The sequence below is a fragment of the Pseudomonas sp. BF-RE-22 genome, assembly GCF_019956155.1.
Taxonomy (GTDB): Bacteria; Pseudomonadota; Gammaproteobacteria; order Pseudomonadales; family Pseudomonadaceae; genus Aquipseudomonas; species Aquipseudomonas migulae.
On record NZ_JAHBDD010000001.1, the window covers coordinates 172,945 to 189,524 of the forward strand.

Genomic DNA, 16,580 nt, shown 5'->3' on the forward strand with positions numbered 1-16,580 from the left:
TGTATGCCGACCATGAGCCAAATCGAACCGCAAGACCAGGATCCCGTGTTCCAGTTGAAGGGCAGCATGCTCGCCATTACCGTGCTGGAGCTGGCCCGCAACGACCTCGAAAGCCTTGATCGGCAATTGGCCGCCAAGGTCGCCCAGGCGCCCGGCTTCTTCAGCAACGCGCCGCTGGTACTGGCGCTGGACAAGCTTCCGGCCAGCGAAGGTGCGGTCGATCTGCCAGGTTTGATGCGCGTCTGCCGCCAGCACGGCCTGCGCACCCTGGCGATCCGTGCCAGTCGCATCGAAGACATCGCCGCCGCCATCGCGGTCGACCTGCCGGTGCTGCCGCCCTCCGGCGCCCGCGAGCGTGCGCTGGACCCGCTTGAAGGCACCGTGGCGAAGAAACCGGAAAAACCCGCTGAACCGACGATCAAACCGACGAAAATCATCACCTCGCCGGTACGCGGCGGCCAGCAGATTTATGCCCAGGGTTGCGACCTCGTCGTGATCTCCTCGGTCAGCCCGGGGGCGGAACTTCTCGCCGACGGCAACATCCATGTATACGGACCGATGCGTGGTCGTGTATTGGCCGGGGTCAAAGGCGACACGAAAGCCAGGATTTTCTGTCAGCAAATGAGCGCTGAACTGGTCTCCATCGCCGGCCATTACAAGGTTTCGGAAGATCTGCGTCGCGACCCTTTGTGGGGCGCGGGTGTACAGGTCAGCCTGTCGGGCGATGTGTTGAACATCATTCGGCTTTAACGGATACTGCCGCATTTTCCAAGCATCTCTAAAACGTAGCGAAAACGGCTCAAACGAAGTAGGAAAAAGGCCTAAAGCAGTGTTTACCGGGGGTAAGCGCGGTTCATGACCGGATTCCAGCCAAGCTGTCCGACTGCAGTCGTTTTTCCAGAGATGTTTTTCAGGGGCTAAATGTCCTTTTTCCTTAGGGGTGAAACACCTTGGCCAAGATTCTCGTGGTTACATCCGGCAAGGGTGGTGTGGGTAAGACCACCACCAGTGCTGCTATCGGTACCGGCCTCGCACTGCGCGGTCACAAAACAGTTATCGTCGACTTCGACGTCGGCTTGCGTAACCTCGACCTGATCATGGGTTGCGAGCGTCGCGTCGTGTATGACTTCGTCAACGTGGTTAACGGCGAAGCCAACCTGCAACAGGCCCTGATCAAAGACAAACGCCTGGAAAACCTCTACGTACTGGCCGCCAGTCAGACCCGCGACAAAGACGCGCTGACTGTCGAAGGCGTGGAAAAAGTCCTGATGGCGTTGAAGGAAGACTTCGAATTCGTGGTCTGCGACTCCCCGGCCGGCATCGAGAAAGGTGCTCACCTGGCCATGTACTTCGCCGATGAAGCGATTGTCGTGACCAACCCGGAAGTCTCCTCGGTTCGTGACTCGGACCGCATGCTGGGCCTGCTGGCCAGCAAATCGCGTCGCGCCGAAAACGGCGAAGACCCGATCAAGGAACACTTGCTGTTGACCCGTTACAACCCGCAACGCGTCAGCGATGGCGAGATGCTCGGCGTTGAAGACGTCAAGGAAATTCTCGCTGTGACCCTGCTGGGTGTGATCCCTGAGTCCCAAGCGGTACTCAAGGCGTCCAACTCCGGCGTGCCGGTGATTCTCGACGATCAAAGCGACGCCGGTCAGGCGTACAGCGATGCGGTCGAACGCCTGCTGGGCAAAACCGTGGAGCATCGGTTTCTCGATGTGACGAAGAAAGGATTCTTTGAGCGTCTGTTTGGAGGCCGGTAATGAACATTTTTGACTTCTTTCGTGCTAACAAGAAGCCAAGTACCGCCTCGGTAGCGAAAGAGCGTCTACAGATCATCGTGGCGCATGAACGCGGCCAACGCAGTACGCCGGATTACTTGCCAGCCTTGCAGAAAGAGCTGGTCGAAGTCATCCGCAAGTACGTCAATATCGGGTCCGATGACGTGCATGTCGCCCTGGAAAACCAGGGTAGCTGCTCGATTCTGGAACTCAATATCACCCTGCCGGATCGCTGAGTCGACCCGTCGGGAGCCACGGCGGCTCAGGCTTTTGCTGCTCCTTGTAGGAGCGAAGCTTGCTCGCGAAGGTGTGTCAGTCGACATTAACGTTGCTGACACACCTTCGCGAGCAAGCTTCGCTCCTACAAGAGCCCTGAAAGCCTGAGTCGCCGTTGGCGTTTGTTACGAGGCTGTTTAATGCCGCTGTCCAACGTCCACATCATCCATCAGGACGCCGCCGTACTGGTGGTGAATAAACCGACCCTGTTGCTTTCCGTCCCTGGCCGGGCCGATGACAACAAGGATTGCCTGATCACCCGCCTGCAAGAAAACGGCTACCCCGAAGCCCGCATCGTCCATCGCTTGGACTGGGAAACCTCCGGCATCATTCTGCTGGCCCGTGACCCGGACACCCATCGCGAATTGTCTCGGCAATTTCACGACCGTGAAACCGAAAAGGCCTACACCGCACTTTGCTGGGGCCAGCCGGAACTGGACAGCGGCAGCATCGACCTGCCCCTGCGTTACGACCCGCCGACCAAGCCGCGCCATGTGGTGGATTTCGAGTTCGGCAAAAACGCCCTGACATTCTGGCGCGTGCTGGAACGATGCGGCGACTGGTGCCGGGTTGAACTGACGCCGATCACCGGCCGCTCCCATCAGTTGCGCGTGCACATGCTCTCCATCGGCCACCCGCTGCTGGGTGACGGGCTCTATGCCCACGAGCAGGCGCTGGCCGCCTGGCCACGCCTGTGCCTGCACGCGAGCATGCTCAGCTTCACTCATCCGCAGACCGGTGAACGCCTGCGTTTCGAGTGCCCGGCACCGTTTTGAGCAGACGCGCCGAGATGAAAAAACGCCCTTCAACTGAAGGGCGTTTTTATTTATTGAAACAAATTATCTGTCGTAAAAATGGCGTTAAATTATTGTCATAAATTTGTAAAGAAACGTAAAATAATGGCATTACGATAGCAGGCAGGACGCCCAGTGCGCAGTTGCAAGACACTTCAGAACGACTACCCAATTACCTTCAGCTTTGCCAACACCACCCTGCACCTCAGCGAACAGCCTTGCGTCGAAGCACGGCAAGCGCTGGAGCAACTGATTGAAAAGCGCAGCGCTCGCAAGCTCACCCGTGCGAGCGCACCGCTCGCCAGTGGTGACACCCCTCTATTTGCCAAGGTTCAGCCGCTGGATACTTTAAAGGCGAAAGTGCGGGTAACCTTTGGCAAACCACAGCGTAACGGTCGCTTCGACTGGCCGCTGGAAGAACTGATCAATACCCATGAAGCGCAGCGCCGCGGCGTCCGGATGCCACCACTTCAAGGATTTGGCTACACCAAGGACCTGCTGGGATTGACCCAGGAGTATTTCATTATCACGCGCCTGCTTGACGACCATCTTGACGGCGTACAGTGGCTTAAACGCAACCCCGGCAACGTGGAGGCATTTATCCAGGATGCTTTCGATCTGCTCCACTCCCTCGCCCTGAAGAACATCACTCACATGGATTTCTGGGCCGGCAACATCTTGATCCCCGAATCGTCGCAGTCACCGCTCAAAGCCATCGATTTTGAAAACTGCTTCGCCAGCCAGACACTCCACCCGAGCGAAACCCTGGGCTTCCAGCTGGGATTTTTCTATCGCCGGGAAATCTACAAACACATTACTGAAGCCGACTATGATCGGCTGGTTGAAACGTACACAGGACAACTCCCAAACATCTCGAAGAAAAAGTTCAACCCGGTGTATGTCGCGAGCAAGCATGAATACGTGGGCCGCAAGCAACGCCGTGAAGTGTTCCTCAGCGGTCTTCTGATCACAGGCTGACGCGCAAATCAGACCCACCGACAAACGTCGCGCGACGGACGGCATTGTGTCTGCAATGCCATGAGCCAATACGGTAAACTTGCGCCATTGCTGTCTGGAGCTACTTATGCGCGAAGAGTTGAACCAAGGCCTGATCGATTTCCTCAAGGCCTCCCCTACCCCGTTTCATGCCACCGCCAGCCTTGTTCAGCGCCTGGAAGCGGCGGGTTATCAGCGTCTCGACGAACGCGAGCCCTGGACCACCGAAGCCAACGGCCGCTACTACGTCACCCGTAACGACTCTTCGATTGTCGCCGTCAAAATGGGCCGTCACTCTCCCCTGCATGGCGGTATCCGCCTGGTCGGCGCCCATACCGACAGCCCGTGCCTGCGAGTCAAACCCCAGCCGGAACTGCAACGCCAGGGTTTCTGGCAACTGGGTGTCGAAGTGTATGGCGGCGCGCTGCTGGCTCCGTGGTTCGACCGCGATCTGTCCCTGGCAGGCCGCGTGACCTTCCGCCGCGACGGCAAGGTCGAGAGCCAGCTGATCGACTTCAAGACGCCGATTGCGATCATTCCCAACCTGGCCATTCACCTCAATCGTGAAGCCAACATGGGCTGGGCGATCAACGCCCAGACCGAATTGCCGCCGATCCTCGCGCAGTTCGCCGGTGACGAGCGCGTGGACTTCCGCGCCGTGCTCACCAATCAACTTGCTCTCGAGCATGGCCTGAACGCCGACGTGGTGCTCGACTACGAGTTGAGCTTCTACGATACCCAGAGCGCTGCGGTCATCGGCCTGCATGGCGACTTCATCGCCGGTGCGCGCCTCGACAACCTGCTGTCCTGCTACGCCGGCCTGCAAGCGTTGCTGACGGCTGAAACTGACGAAACCTGCGTGCTGGTCGCCAATGACCACGAAGAAGTCGGCTCCTGCTCGGCCTGTGGCGCTGACGGCCCGATGCTGGAGCAGACGCTGCGTCGCTTGTTGCCCGAAGGTGATGAATTCGTACGCACCATTCAGAAATCCCTGCTGGTCTCGGCCGACAATGCCCACGGCGTACACCCCAACTACGCCGACAAGCACGACGCCAACCACGGCCCGAAACTCAACGCCGGCCCGGTGATCAAGGTCAACAGCAACCAGCGTTACGCCACCAACAGCGAAACCGCCGGGTTCTTCCGCCATCTGTGCATGGCCGAAGAAGTGCCGGTGCAAAGCTTCGTGGTGCGCAGCGACATGGGCTGCGGCTCGACCATCGGCCCGATCACCGCCAGCCACCTGGGTGTGCGCACCGTGGACATCGGCCTGCCGACATTCGCCATGCACTCGATCCGCGAACTGTGCGGCAGTCATGATCTGGCGCACCTGGTGAAAGTGCTGAGCGCGTTCTACGCCAGCCAAGAGCTGCCGTAATCCCTGTAGGAGCCGGCTTGCTGGCGATGGCGATGGCGATTTCAATGACGCCATCGCCAGCAAGCCGGCTCCTACAAATGCTAAACCCACCTAGACTTTAAATACCCCCATCGACAAGGCAGTCGCTCATGATCTCGATGTCTTCATTTCACGCCATGCTGATCCCGATTCTTGCCGGGATGATCCTGCTGGCGATCGGCTTCAACTTCCGCGACAAGAATGCCGGCGTGTTCGCGATGTGGATCGGCATGCTGACCATCCTCGCTACCGTGGTCTTCAAGATCCTCGCCAAACTCAACGAATAAATCCTCGCCCTCGGCTCGCATTGATTTTGGCGGGCTCGTACACTCGGTCGATCTGCTCTTTTCAAGGTTGACCGCCTAGTGTTCGCTCGTCTTTTTGCCCTGCCCAGCCTTTTCCTCGTCTGCCTGATGGCGCTGCTGCCGATCATGCCGGCCCAGGCCGTCGGTTTACCGAGCTTGCTCAACAGCTCGGCGAAAACCCAGCCCGAGGCGCAAGAACCCCTCGGGCAATCCCTCGACGAAGTCATCAAGTCACTGGAGAACGATCAGCAACGCAGCAAATTGTTGACCGACTTGAAGAAGCTGCGCGACGCCACCAAAAAAGCCCAACCGGCTGCTGAAGAAGGCGTGTTGGGCCTGATTGGCGGCACGCTGGCCAATTTTGAAAAACAATTCTCCGGCGCTGACAGCCCGCTCACACGCTGGTCCGACGAGTTTGATCTGGCCAAGGAAGAACTGGCGGGGTTGGTGTTGCCGGCCAATGAATGGCTGCCGATCATCTTTGGCTTCGCCATGATTCTGATGGTCTGGAGCCTGCTGGCCGCCGCACTGATCTGGCTCGGTCACCGGGTACGGATGCGCTTCGGCCTGACCGAAGAATTACCGCAGCACCCCAAGGCCCTCGACATGTTGCGCTTTGCCCTGCGCAAACTCGGGCCTTGGCTGATCGCCCTGGTGATGACCGTCTACATGACCTACGCCCTGCCCTCGTCATTGGGCAAAAGCCTGGCGATGGTGCTGGCCTATGCGCTGGTGGTCGGCACGTGTTTTTCGGCGATCTGCGTGATTGCCTTTTCCTTGCTCGACGGGCCACACCGCCACCGCGCCTTGTACATCCTGCGGCATCAGGCCTTTCGGCCGTTGTGGCTGATCGGCAGTTTTGCCGCGTTCGGCGAAGCCTTGAACGACCCGCGACTGGTCGCCAGCCTCGGCAGCCATTTGGCGCACACCGCCGCCACCATCGCCAACGTGCTGGCCGCGCTGTCTACCGGGCTGTTCATCCTGCGCTTCCGACGCCCCATCGCCCACTTGATCCGCAACCAACCGCTGTCACGGCGCCTGACCCGCCGCGCACTCAGCGACACCATCGAGATTCTCGGTACTTTCTGGTACATGCCAGCGCTGGTGCTGGTGGCGATTTCGCTGTTCGCCACGTTCGTTTCCGCCGGCGACACCAGCACCGCATTGCGCCAGTCGCTGATCTGCACCGTGCTGCTGGTGTTGTGCATGGTCATCAACGGACTGGTACGCCGGCATGCACTGAAACCGCAACGCGGCGTGAAGCGTCACGCACTGTATTCCGAACGCCTGAAAAGCTTCTTCTATACCCTCGCCCACTTGCTGGTGTGGCTGGCGTTCATCGAACTTGGCCTGCGGGTCTGGGGCATGTCGCTGATTGCGTTCACCGAAGGCGAAGGCCATGAAGTCAGCGTCAAACTGTTCAGCCTCGGCGGCACGCTGATTTTTGCCTGGCTGATCTGGATTCTCAGCGATACGGCGGTGCACCACGCCCTCACCCGCTCGCGTAAAGGCCAGGCCAACGCGCGTGCGCAAACGATGATGCCGCTGATCCGCAACGTGCTGTTCGTGGCGATTTTCATCGTTGCGCTGATCGTCGCCCTGGCGAATATGGGCATGAACGTCACGCCGCTCCTGGCCGGTGCCGGCGTGATCGGCCTGGCCATCGGTTTCGGCGCACAATCGTTGGTCGCGGACCTGATCACCGGGCTGTTCATCATCATCGAAGACTCCCTGGCCATCGACGACTACGTGGATGTTGGCGGCCACCTCGGCACTGTCGAGGGCCTGACCATTCGTACCGTGCGCCTGCGGGACATCGACGGTATCGTCCACACCATCCCGTTCAGTGAAATCAAAAGCATCAAGAACTACTCGCGAGAGTTCGGCTACGCGATCTTTCGCGTGGCGATCCCCTCGAACATGGACATCGATAACGCGATCAAACTGATGCGCGACGTCGGCCAGAAGATGCGCGCCGATCCACTGCAACGACGCAATATCTGGTCGCCGCTGGAGATTCAAGGGGTCGAGAGTTTCGAGTCGGGCAACGCGATTCTGCGGGCCCGCTTCAAGACCGCGCCGATCAAGCAGTGGGAAGTTTCCCGGGCGTTCAACCTGTCCTTGAAACGACACCTGGATGAAGCAGGGCTCGATCTGGCGACACCGCGCATGAGTGTGCAAGTGGTCACGGCGGGTGGCGGCCCAGCAACAGATTAAACCCAACCCTCTGTAGGAGCCGGCTTGCTGGCGATGGGCGTGAACGATTACGTGTGCGGTCTGAATGTACGCGGTGCCTGTGCGTTTATCGCCAGCAAGCCGGCTCCTACAGGGATCGCAGCTAATCGTGAAATCGGCGGTATTTAACAAATCGCAGGCATAAAAAAATCCCCGAACCAGTCGGGGATTTTTTATGTTCGATCAATCAGCCCGGGGGCGGATCAATCTTCGCGATAGCGACGCAGCTTCAACTGCTTACCGGCAACGCGAGTGTCCTTCAGCTTGGTCAGCAGACGCTCCAGACCATCTTCCGGCAGCTCGACGAGGCTGAAGCTGTCACGCACCTGGATGCGACCGATGGCTTCACGCGCCAGACCACCTTCGTTGAGGATGGCGCCCAGCAGGTTTTTAGCCGCGATACCATCACGCGCGCCCAGCGCGGTACGGCAACGGGCACGACCTTCGGCCAATGGAACCGGAGCACGACGCTCACGATCACCACGGTCCGGACGATCACCGGTGCGCTCTGGACGATCGCCACGCGGTGCGTTGTTCGGCACCAGTGGACGTTCTTTCTCGATTGCAGCCAGGGTCAGCGCCTGAGCGTTGGTAGCCTTGCGCAGCAGGGCAGCAGCCAGTGCACGCGGCGTGCAACCGATATCGGCAGTCAGGCGATCCAGCAGATCACCGTGAGTCGATTCGGCATCGCCAACCAGCGGCGACAGGCTGTTGGTCAGTTTCTTGATGCGGGCATCGAGAACAGCCTGAGCGTCCGGCAGGCGAACTTCGGCAACTTTCTGACCGGTTACACGCTCGATCACTTGCAGCATGCGGCGCTCACGCGGAGTCACCAGCAGCAGTGCACGACCTTCGCGACCGGCACGGCCAGTACGGCCGATACGGTGAACGTAGGATTCCGGATCGTACGGCATGTCAACGTTGAACACGTGAGTGATGCGAGGAACGTCCAGGCCACGAGCGGCAACGTCGGTCGCCACAACGATGTCCAGACGGCCATCCTTGAGGGAGTCGATCACGCGCTCACGCTGGTTCTGGGCAATGTCACCGTTCAGCGCAGCGGCTTTGTAGCCTTTGGCTTCCAGGGCGCTGGCCAGGTCCAGGGTCGCTTGCTTGGTGCGAACGAACATGATCAGGGCGTCGAAGTCTTCGACTTCCAGCAGGCTCAATACAGCCGAGGTCTTCTGGTCAGCGTGAACCAACAGGTGAGCCTGTTCGATCGCGGTAACGGTCTGAGTCTTGGTCTGGATCTTCACGTGTTGCGGATCGCGCAGGTGGCGTTCGGCAATGGCACGGATCGACTGTGGCAGGGTGGCCGAGAACAGTACGGTCTGACGGGTAGGAGGCAGCGCCTTGAAGATGACTTCGAGGTCGTCCATGAAACCCAGTTTGAGCATTTCGTCGGCTTCGTCGAGAACCAGGTGGTTCACGGTCGACAGGACTTTTTCGTCGCGACGCAGGTGGTCGCACAGACGGCCCGGAGTGGCGACAACGATCTGTGCGCCATTACGGATTGCTTTCAGTTGTGGACCCATAGGGGCGCCGCCGTAAACGGCCACAACGGTAACGCCTGGCATTTGCTTGGCGTAGGTTTCGAAAGCGGTTGCTACTTGCAGCGCCAACTCACGGGTTGGCGCCAGGATCAGGGCTTGCGGCTCGCGCTTGGCAGGATCGATGCAGTGCAGGATAGGCAGGGCGAACGCAGCGGTTTTACCCGTACCGGTTTGCGCCTGACCAATCATGTCCTGGCCGGCCATGATGATCGGGATCGATTGCTGCTGAATAGCCGAAGGCTCTTCGTAGCCAGTCGCAATGACGGCTGCAAGGATATTCGGATTAAGATTAAAAGCGGCGAAGCCGCCGGTTTCCTGGGTCATGGGTCTGCCTCTAAGTGCATCCGCAAAGACCCATGCTCCAAAGCTGCGCATGCCGTGTAAGACTCAAGAGTCGCCCTGGCTGCTTTGTCGGCGGGGATTTGCGAAAACGAATGAATGAAAAAGATTCGTCAAGGGAGAGTCCGCTGTGCGGACGTGCAGCCGAAGCTGACTTCGGGGAATTGCGCTACCTAAACGCGGCCCGGTTAAAGGCCGGCGCGCACTATACCGGAATTCGCCCAAAAAGGGAGCATTATTTGTCGGAAAACTGACGGATACACCGTTGTGTCACAGGCTTTGCGGATAATCGTGCGACGGTCTATTTTTCAAAGGCCCGGCCCTGCTGGGGATGGCGCTAAAACGGTTCACCGTTGTGACTCGGACCTGCGGCCTCGCCTCCCCCTTCAAACCCCTTCCCATCCGAGGAATTGTTCGATGAATCAACCTGTTACCAGCCGTGTGACCTGCGAAAGGCACGGCCATGTCCTGTTGATCGGCCTGGATCGGGTAGCCAAGCGCAATGCCTTCGACCTCGACCTGCTCAACGCACTCAGCCTGGCCTACGGTGAGTTCGAGGCTGACAGCGAAGCGCGGGTGGCGGTGGTGTTCGGCCATGGCGAGCATTTCACCGCCGGGCTTGATCTGGTCAGCGCCAGTTCGGCCCTGGCCGAGGGCTGGCACGCACCGCCCGGCGGTTGCGATCCGTGGGGCGTGTTCGCGGGTCCGCGAGTCAGCAAACCGGTGATCGTCGCCGCGCAAGGTTATTGCCTGACCATCGGCATTGAGCTGATGCTCGCCGCCGACATCAACCTCTGCGCCAGTAACACCCGGTTTGCCCAGAAAGAAGTGCAGCGCGGGATTTTCCCGTTCGGCGGGGCCACATTGCGCCTGCATCAAGTCGCCGGCTGGGGCAATGCGATGCGCTGGTTGCTGACCGGGGATGAATTCGATGCGCATGACGCGTTGCATCTGGGGTTGGTGCAGGAAGTCATGGCCAGCGAGGATTTGCTGCCCCGGGCAATTGAGCTGGCGGAGCGGATTGCCCGGCAGGCGCCGCTGGGGGTACAGGCGACGTTGATGTCGGCGCGACAGGCGCGTTATGAGGGCGAAACAGCCGCAGCGCTGGGGTTGCCGCCGCTGGTGAAGAGTTTGTTGGCGAGTGAGGATGCGAAGGAAGGCGTGCGGTCGATGGTTGAGAAGCGGCCGGGCATTTTCAAAGGGGTTTGAGGTTTGTGGCGAGGCGGATATTGCCTTCGCGGGCAAGCCTCGCTCCTACAGGGAAATGCGCACCCTTGTAGGAGCGAGGCTTGCCCGCGAAAGGGCCCTAAAGAACAACAAATCAAGTAGCCGGGCGAATCGCCTTGATCAACGACTGCAACGAATACCCCAACCGTGGCGCCAACCCTTCGGCCCGCGCAACCAACCCATCCATGTCCAGTTCCTGATCCAGCTCCGACGGCACAATCAGAATCACATTGCCCTCCTTCACCGGCAGCTCCCAGTAATGCCGGTGATAGAGCCCACGCAACAGCGCCGCGCCCAACGGTTTGCCATCATCGGTGGCCCACTGGTTGATCACCAGCCAGCCGCCCGGATTCAGGCGTTTCTGACAGTTTTCCAGAAAACTCCAGGCCAGATGCCCGACACCCGGCCCGACATCGGTATAAAGGTCGACGAAAATCAGGTCGGCCGGCTCGGCGGTATCGAGCAGTTCCAGCGCATCGCCGACACGGATGTACAGCCGCGGGTCGTCATCCAGCCCCAGGTACTCGATGGCCAGGCGCGGCACGTCGGGCCGCAGCTCGATGGCTTCGACATCTTCCAGCGGCAAGAACTTCAGGCAAGCCTGGGTCAGCGTGCCGGCACCGAGGCCGAGGAACAGCGCGCTTTCCGGTTGCTCGTGGCACAACGCGCCGATCAGCATGGCACGGGTGTAATCGTATTCGAGCCAGCTCGGGTCGGCGGTGAACACGCAGCTCTGTTCGATGGCATCACCGAACTCGAGAAAACGGTAATCGGCCACTTCCAGCACGCGAATCACGCCGAACTCGTCCTGTACCTCGGCGAGCAGATGCTCGACGCGCTCCTCAGTCATTTCGTCTCCAGATCGTCACCGGGCCCGGCAACGCAATGCACCGCAACATCAGGCGGCAAAGGCGCGATTGTCCGCGAAGCGACGGGAACAGGTCACGCACTAATTTGCTGATAACATGAACGTCCGAGCGTAAAACAACCGAGACCGTGATGAGCCAACCCTGGAGCCCTGACAGCTGGCGCGCCCTGCCGATCCAGCAACAACCCCACTACCCCGACGCGGCGCATTTGCTGCACGTCGAGCAAACCCTGGCGAGTTATCCGCCGCTGGTGTTTGCCGGTGAAGCCCGGGAGTTGCGACGTCAGTTTGCCGAAGTGACCCAGGGCCGCGCATTTCTGTTGCAGGGCGGCGATTGCGCCGAAAGCTTCGCCGAGTTCTCTGCCGCGAAAATCCGCGACACCTTTAAAGTGCTGCTGCAAATGGCCATCGTCATGACCTTCGCCGCGGGCTGCCCGGTGGTCAAGGTCGGGCGCATGGCCGGTCAGTTCGCCAAACCGCGTTCGGCCAACGACGAAACCATCGACGGCGTGACCCTGCCCGCCTACCGTGGCGACATCGTCAACGGCATCGGCTTCGACGAAAAAAGCCGTGTGCCGGACCCGGAGCGTCTGCTCCAGTCCTATCACCAGTCCACCGCGACCCTGAACCTGCTGCGCGCCTTCGCCCAAGGCGGCTTTGCCGACCTGCATCAGGTGCACAAATGGAACCTGGACTTCATCGCCAACTCGGCGCTGGCGGAAAAATACAGCCACCTCGCCGATCGCATCGATGAAACCCTGGCGTTCATGCGCGCCTGCGGCATGGACAGCTCGCCACAACTGCGCGAAACCAGTTTCTTCACCGCCCACGAAGCGCTGCTGCTGAACTACGAAGAAGCCTTCGTGCGTCGCGACAGCCTGACCAACGATTACTACGATTGCTCGGCGCACATGTTGTGGATCGGCGACCGCACCCGTCAGCTCGACGGCGCTCATGTCGAATTCCTGCGCGGGGTGAACAACCCGATCGGGGTCAAGGTCGGCCCGAGCATGAACCCGGAAGACTTGATTCGCCTGATCGACGTGCTCAACCCGGACAACGATCCAGGTCGCTTGAACCTGATCGCACGGATGGGCGCGAACAAGGTTGGCGATCATTTGCCGCAACTGATCCGCGCGGTGCAGCGTGAAGGCAAGCAGGTGCTTTGGAGTTCCGATCCGATGCACGGCAACACCATCAAGGCCAGCAGCGGCTACAAGACCCGCGACTTTGCGCAGATTCTTGGCGAGGTGAAGCAGTTCTTCCAGGTGCACGAAGCGGAAGGCACCTATGCCGGCGGCATTCACATCGAGATGACCGGGCAGAATGTCACCGAGTGCATTGGCGGTGCGCGACCGATCACCGAGGACGGGCTGTCGGATCGGTATCACACCCATTGCGATCCGCGGATGAATGCGGATCAGTCGCTGGAGTTGGCGTTCCTTATTGCCGAAACCCTGAAACAAGTCCGTCGGTAAACCGTGTCGCTGCCTTCGCGGGCAAGCCTCGCTCCTACAAGGGATCGCGAACCCCTGTAGGAGCGAGCGGTGCGGCGATCCGACTTGCCCGCGAAGGCGTCAGCTCAGTCACCCTCAATCTGAGCCAATGCCACCCGCAACCGCCCCGCACTCGCCCGCGGGCAATTCAACTGCACCCGCTCCAACCCCAGCCAATCCGCCATCCGCCGCAAATTCACCGCCAACGCCAGCATCCCTTCCTCATCCAGCCCCGGCTCTTCCTCATGCACGGCATGCACCGCCAACCGCCCCAACGCCCGCTCCGCACGCAAATCCACCCGCGCAGCAATCCGCTCGTTGTATAAAAACGGCAACACGTAATAGCCGTAGACCCGCTTGTCCGGCGGCGTATAAATCTCCAACCGATAGCGAAAATCGAACAAACGCTCGGTACGACTGCGCTCCCAGATCAGCGAATCGAAGGGTGACAGCAAGGCACTGGCCTCGACCTTGCGCGGCACTTTCGGCTCTGGCAAACAAAAGCCCGGTTGCCGCCAACCCTGGACCTCACAGGTCAGTAGCTCCCCGGCTTCCACCAGTTCCGCAAGGCGCGGCCGCGCATCACCCGGGCTGAGCCGGAAGTAATCGCGCAGGTCCTTTTCCGTCGCCACACCCAAGGCATTCGCGGCGTGCAACAGCAGCCCGCGCTGGGCCTCGTCCTCCGCGAGCAACGGCTGCTGCAGAATCGCCGAAGGAATCACCCGCTCGGGCAAATCATAGAGCCGCTCGAACCCACGCCGCCCGGCCACGGTCACTTCCCCGGCGGCGAACAACCATTCCAGCGCATGCTTTTCCGCGCTCCAGTCCCACCATGGTCCTGCCCGCTCCTGACGGGTCGAAAGGCTGCCGGCGCCCAGCGCGCCGAGCTCTTCAACCGAGGCCAGCACCCGCCGGACAGTGTCCTGTTGCTCACGCCCGAAACGTGCCAGTTGCTGATAGATATCTTCGCCGCGACTCGCGCGCTGCATGCGCCAGCGCATCAACGGGTACATCGACAGCGGCAGCAACGAGGCTTCATGCCCCCAGTATTCGAACAGCGTGCGTCGCCGGCCCGAACTCCAGGCAGCCTGGTCGAGCAAGTCGGATGAGTAATTGCCGAGGCGGGAAAACAAGGGAAGGTAGTGCGAACGCACCAACGCATTGACCGAATCGATCTGCAAGATGCCCAGCCGCTCGATCAGGCGATTGAGCTGCACCGCTTTGATCGCCGCTGGCGGCTGGCGCCCGTTGAATCCTTGGGCGGCCAGCGCCAGGCGTCGAGCCTGTTTGATGGAAAAGGACAGCGTTGCGGGCATGAGCATCTCCTTGTCTGCTCGCAACCTACCTCACCGGGAGACGGTTTGTGTAGTTGTGGCTTACTCATTTGTGCATCGGGTCATCCCAGAATGGGCGGACGGTTTCGTGCTCGACATCTGCACGACTGAGCCCGATGTCCTTCAACGCTTCGTCGCTCATGCCCGCCAACAACTCGCGTTCACGGTGCAATTCGTACCAGCGACTGATCTTGTGCAGTAAATCCGAGACGACGTGGATGGAATGTTTCTCTACCTCGACATAACCTTTTTGACCTTTCATCTTGTTGCCCTCCGTTTGGGATGGCTCAAGTGTCACGCCAGAGCTAAGATCAATCCAACGAATGTTTCTTATGCAATACATCTCGGAGATTGATGTATGTCCGCCTTCCCAAGTATCGACACCGAAGTGCTGCGCACCTTTGTTGCCATCGCCGATCAGGGCGGTTTCACCCGCGCAGGGGAGCTGGTCAACCGCACGCAATCCGCCGTCAGCATGCAAATGAAGCGGCTGGAAGAGGACGTGTTGCAGCGCCAACTGTTCCAGCGCGACGGCCGCCAGGTGCGGCTGACCGCTGAAGGCCAGGTGCTGCTGGGTTACGCCCGGCGCATCCTCAAGTTGCACAGCGAAGTGTTCAACACCCTGCGCGAACCGCACATGGTCGGCACGGTGCGGATCGGCACGCCGGACGATTACGTGATGCGTTTTCTGCCGGGGATTCTGCGGCGATTCGCCCAGTCATATCCGCTGATCCAGATCGAGGTGCACTGCGAATCATCAAAACAATTGCTGCTACGCCAGGATCTTGATTTGTCCATCGTCACCCGCGAGCCGGGCAACGAGATCGGCCAGTTGCTGCGCAAGGAACGTTTCGTCTGGGCCGAAGCACAATGCTACAGCGCCCACGAGCAGACACCGTTGCCGCTGGCGATGTTCAACAGTGATTGTTTCTGCCGGCTGTGGGCCTGCAATGCGCTGGACGCAATGGGTCGCGACTACCGCGTTGCCTACAACAGCTCGAGCCTGTCGGCGATCATGGCGGTGGTCAGCGCCGGCCTGGCCGTCACCGCACAACTGGAAAGCCTGATCACCCCGGACATGCGCATTCTCGGTGACGCCGAAGACCTGCCCTTGCTGCCTGAAGCAAGCATCATGCTGGTGCGCAACCTGCACAATCCGTCACCGATTACCGAATGCCTGGCCGAGCACATCGTCGACGGCTTCAAACTTTAAACGCGAGCATCACCGCGCACAGCACCAGGAAGCCACAGAATAGCCCGCGCAGGAGGCGCTCCGGCATGGCGTGGGCGATCTTCACGCCCCAGCTGATGCTCAGCAGTCCACCCACGGCCAACGGCACGCCGATCATCCAGTCCACTTGATGATGCACGGCATAGGTGACCAGCGTGACGCCCGTGCTGGGCAATGCCAGTGCCAGCGACAACCCTTGGGCCACCACCTGGCTGGTGCCGAACAGGCTGGTCAGCACCGGTGTTGCCACCACCGCCCCGCCCACGCCAAACAATCCGCCCATGGTTCCGGACGCCGCGCCGAGCACACCCAGCCATGGCCAGGCGTAATTCATCTGCGAAGAAGCCGGCGCATTGGCGTAGAACATTCGCAACAGGTTGTAGGCCGACAGCGCGATCAGGAAGGCGACAAATCCGATGCGCATGGTTTGCGCATCAATGCCCACCGCCCAGATGGAGCCGGCCCAGGCAAAGCAAAACCCCATCGAAGCCAGCGGCAGCGCGTGACGCATTTCGATTTTGTTGCGCTGGTGATAACGCCATAGCGCCAGCATCACGTTAGGGACGACCATCACCAGCGCGGTGCCCTGGGCAATTTGCTGATCGAGACCGAACAACACGCCGAGCAACGGAATCGCGATCAGACCGCCGCCGATGCCAAACAAGCCGCCGAGGGTTCCCAGGGCTGCGCCAAATACCAGGTACATCAAAAACTCGATCACGGCCGATTTCCTTTTATCTCAGGCCATT

The 16,580-nt window shown here is 60.1% G+C and carries 16 protein-coding genes; 11 read left to right on the forward strand and 5 right to left on the reverse strand.

Annotated features, from left to right (window positions below):
* The first annotated feature begins 12 nt into the window (after positions 1-12).
* The 8 genes from minC to KGA82_RS00850 all read left to right on the forward strand — a co-directional run bounded on the left by minC (position 13) and on the right by KGA82_RS00850 (position 7,765).
* Entirely contained in the window at positions 13-750 is a 738-nt protein-coding gene (gene minC / locus KGA82_RS00815) for a septum site-determining protein MinC (RefSeq protein WP_032832547.1), read from the forward strand.
* Between the two features lie 200 nt (positions 751-950).
* On the forward strand, positions 951-1,763 hold the full coding sequence (gene minD, locus KGA82_RS00820; RefSeq protein WP_008040547.1) for a septum site-determining protein MinD: 813 nt from the start codon (positions 951-953) through the stop codon (positions 1,761-1,763).
* Entirely contained in the window at positions 1,763-2,017 is a 255-nt protein-coding gene (gene minE / locus KGA82_RS00825) for a cell division topological specificity factor MinE (protein ID WP_007944431.1), read from the forward strand. Before minD ends, minE begins: the two co-directional genes overlap by 1 nt.
* A 180-nt stretch (positions 2,018-2,197) precedes the next feature.
* A complete protein-coding gene (locus tag KGA82_RS00830; protein ID WP_008031443.1) occupies positions 2,198-2,833 on the forward strand; it encodes an RluA family pseudouridine synthase in 636 nt (211 codons plus the stop codon).
* Positions 2,834-2,986: 153 nt separating this feature from the next.
* Positions 2,987-3,829 (forward strand): lipopolysaccharide kinase InaA family protein, encoded by an 843-nt coding sequence (locus KGA82_RS00835; RefSeq protein WP_223449361.1) that lies wholly within the window; start codon positions 2,987-2,989, stop codon positions 3,827-3,829.
* 106 nt (positions 3,830-3,935) lie between these two features.
* Positions 3,936-5,225, forward strand: coding sequence for a M18 family aminopeptidase (locus KGA82_RS00840; protein WP_008040545.1), 1,290 nt, complete (start codon positions 3,936-3,938; stop codon positions 5,223-5,225).
* A 137-nt stretch (positions 5,226-5,362) separates the two neighbouring features.
* On the forward strand, positions 5,363-5,530 hold the full coding sequence (locus KGA82_RS00845; RefSeq protein WP_162130712.1) for a hypothetical protein: 168 nt from the start codon (positions 5,363-5,365) through the stop codon (positions 5,528-5,530).
* A 78-nt stretch (positions 5,531-5,608) separates the two neighbouring features.
* Positions 5,609-7,765, forward strand: a complete 2,157-nt coding sequence (locus KGA82_RS00850) for a mechanosensitive ion channel family protein (RefSeq protein ID WP_223449363.1) — start codon at positions 5,609-5,611, stop codon at positions 7,763-7,765.
* A 221-nt stretch (positions 7,766-7,986) separates the two neighbouring features.
* Here KGA82_RS00850 and KGA82_RS00855 read toward each other — a convergent pair whose 3' ends face one another.
* Entirely contained in the window at positions 7,987-9,660 is a 1,674-nt protein-coding gene (locus KGA82_RS00855; protein ID WP_008031432.1) for a DEAD/DEAH box helicase, read from the reverse strand.
* Positions 9,661-10,092: 432 nt separating this feature from the next.
* Between KGA82_RS00855 and KGA82_RS00860 the strand changes: the two genes are divergently transcribed.
* Positions 10,093-10,884, forward strand: a complete 792-nt coding sequence (locus tag KGA82_RS00860) for a crotonase/enoyl-CoA hydratase family protein (RefSeq protein ID WP_223449365.1) — start codon at positions 10,093-10,095, stop codon at positions 10,882-10,884.
* Positions 10,885-10,996: 112 nt separating this feature from the next.
* Here KGA82_RS00860 and KGA82_RS00865 read toward each other — a convergent pair whose 3' ends face one another.
* The gene (locus tag KGA82_RS00865; RefSeq protein ID WP_123432631.1) at positions 10,997-11,752 is read right to left on the reverse strand and encodes a spermidine synthase; all 756 of its coding nucleotides are present in this window, start codon (positions 11,750-11,752) and stop codon (positions 10,997-10,999) included.
* 149 nt (positions 11,753-11,901) lie between these two features.
* Here KGA82_RS00865 and KGA82_RS00870 point away from each other — a divergent pair, with 149 nt between their 5' ends.
* Positions 11,902-13,248 (forward strand): class II 3-deoxy-7-phosphoheptulonate synthase, encoded by a 1,347-nt coding sequence (locus KGA82_RS00870; protein WP_008031425.1) that lies wholly within the window; start codon positions 11,902-11,904, stop codon positions 13,246-13,248.
* Between the two features lie 104 nt (positions 13,249-13,352).
* Here KGA82_RS00870 and KGA82_RS00875 read toward each other — a convergent pair whose 3' ends face one another.
* Both KGA82_RS00875 and KGA82_RS00880 read right to left on the reverse strand, forming a co-directional pair.
* Entirely contained in the window at positions 13,353-14,582 is a 1,230-nt protein-coding gene (locus KGA82_RS00875) for a winged helix-turn-helix domain-containing protein (protein WP_223449367.1), read from the reverse strand.
* A 64-nt stretch (positions 14,583-14,646) separates the two neighbouring features.
* Positions 14,647-14,862, reverse strand: coding sequence for a DUF1127 domain-containing protein (locus KGA82_RS00880; RefSeq protein WP_008031420.1), 216 nt, complete (start codon positions 14,860-14,862; stop codon positions 14,647-14,649).
* Positions 14,863-14,958: 96 nt separating this feature from the next.
* Here KGA82_RS00880 and KGA82_RS00885 point away from each other — a divergent pair, with 96 nt between their 5' ends.
* The gene (locus KGA82_RS00885) at positions 14,959-15,813 is read left to right on the forward strand and encodes a LysR substrate-binding domain-containing protein (protein ID WP_008031417.1); all 855 of its coding nucleotides are present in this window, start codon (positions 14,959-14,961) and stop codon (positions 15,811-15,813) included.
* Here the strand turns inward: KGA82_RS00885 and KGA82_RS00890 are convergent.
* Positions 15,803-16,552 (reverse strand): sulfite exporter TauE/SafE family protein, encoded by a 750-nt coding sequence (locus tag KGA82_RS00890; protein WP_032832543.1) that lies wholly within the window; start codon positions 16,550-16,552, stop codon positions 15,803-15,805. The genes KGA82_RS00885 and KGA82_RS00890 overlap by 11 nt on opposite strands.
* Positions 16,553-16,580 lie beyond the last annotated feature (28 nt).

Excerpts from the sequence above, each read along its gene's own strand:
- KGA82_RS00830 (WP_008031443.1), top strand. The coding sequence starts at position 2,198 with ATGCCGCTGTCCAACGTCCACATCATCCATCAGGACGCCGCCGTACTG.
- KGA82_RS00855 (WP_008031432.1), bottom strand. The coding sequence starts at position 9,660 with ATGACCCAGGAAACCGGCGGCTTCGCCGCTTTTAATCTTAATCCGAAT.
- KGA82_RS00885 (WP_008031417.1), top strand. The coding sequence starts at position 14,959 with ATGTCCGCCTTCCCAAGTATCGACACCGAAGTGCTGCGCACCTTTGTT.
- KGA82_RS00875 (WP_223449367.1), bottom strand. The coding sequence starts at position 14,582 with ATGCCCGCAACGCTGTCCTTTTCCATCAAACAGGCTCGACGCCTGGCG.
- KGA82_RS00860 (WP_223449365.1), top strand. The coding sequence starts at position 10,093 with ATGAATCAACCTGTTACCAGCCGTGTGACCTGCGAAAGGCACGGCCAT.
- KGA82_RS00845 (WP_162130712.1), top strand. The coding sequence starts at position 5,363 with ATGTCTTCATTTCACGCCATGCTGATCCCGATTCTTGCCGGGATGATC.
- minC (WP_032832547.1), top strand. The coding sequence starts at position 13 with ATGAGCCAAATCGAACCGCAAGACCAGGATCCCGTGTTCCAGTTGAAG.
- KGA82_RS00865 (WP_123432631.1), bottom strand. The coding sequence starts at position 11,752 with ATGACTGAGGAGCGCGTCGAGCATCTGCTCGCCGAGGTACAGGACGAG.
- KGA82_RS00870 (WP_008031425.1), top strand. The coding sequence starts at position 11,902 with ATGAGCCAACCCTGGAGCCCTGACAGCTGGCGCGCCCTGCCGATCCAG.
- minE (WP_007944431.1), top strand. The coding sequence starts at position 1,763 with ATGAACATTTTTGACTTCTTTCGTGCTAACAAGAAGCCAAGTACCGCC.
- KGA82_RS00840 (WP_008040545.1), top strand. The coding sequence starts at position 3,936 with ATGCGCGAAGAGTTGAACCAAGGCCTGATCGATTTCCTCAAGGCCTCC.
- KGA82_RS00880 (WP_008031420.1), bottom strand. The coding sequence starts at position 14,862 with ATGAAAGGTCAAAAAGGTTATGTCGAGGTAGAGAAACATTCCATCCAC.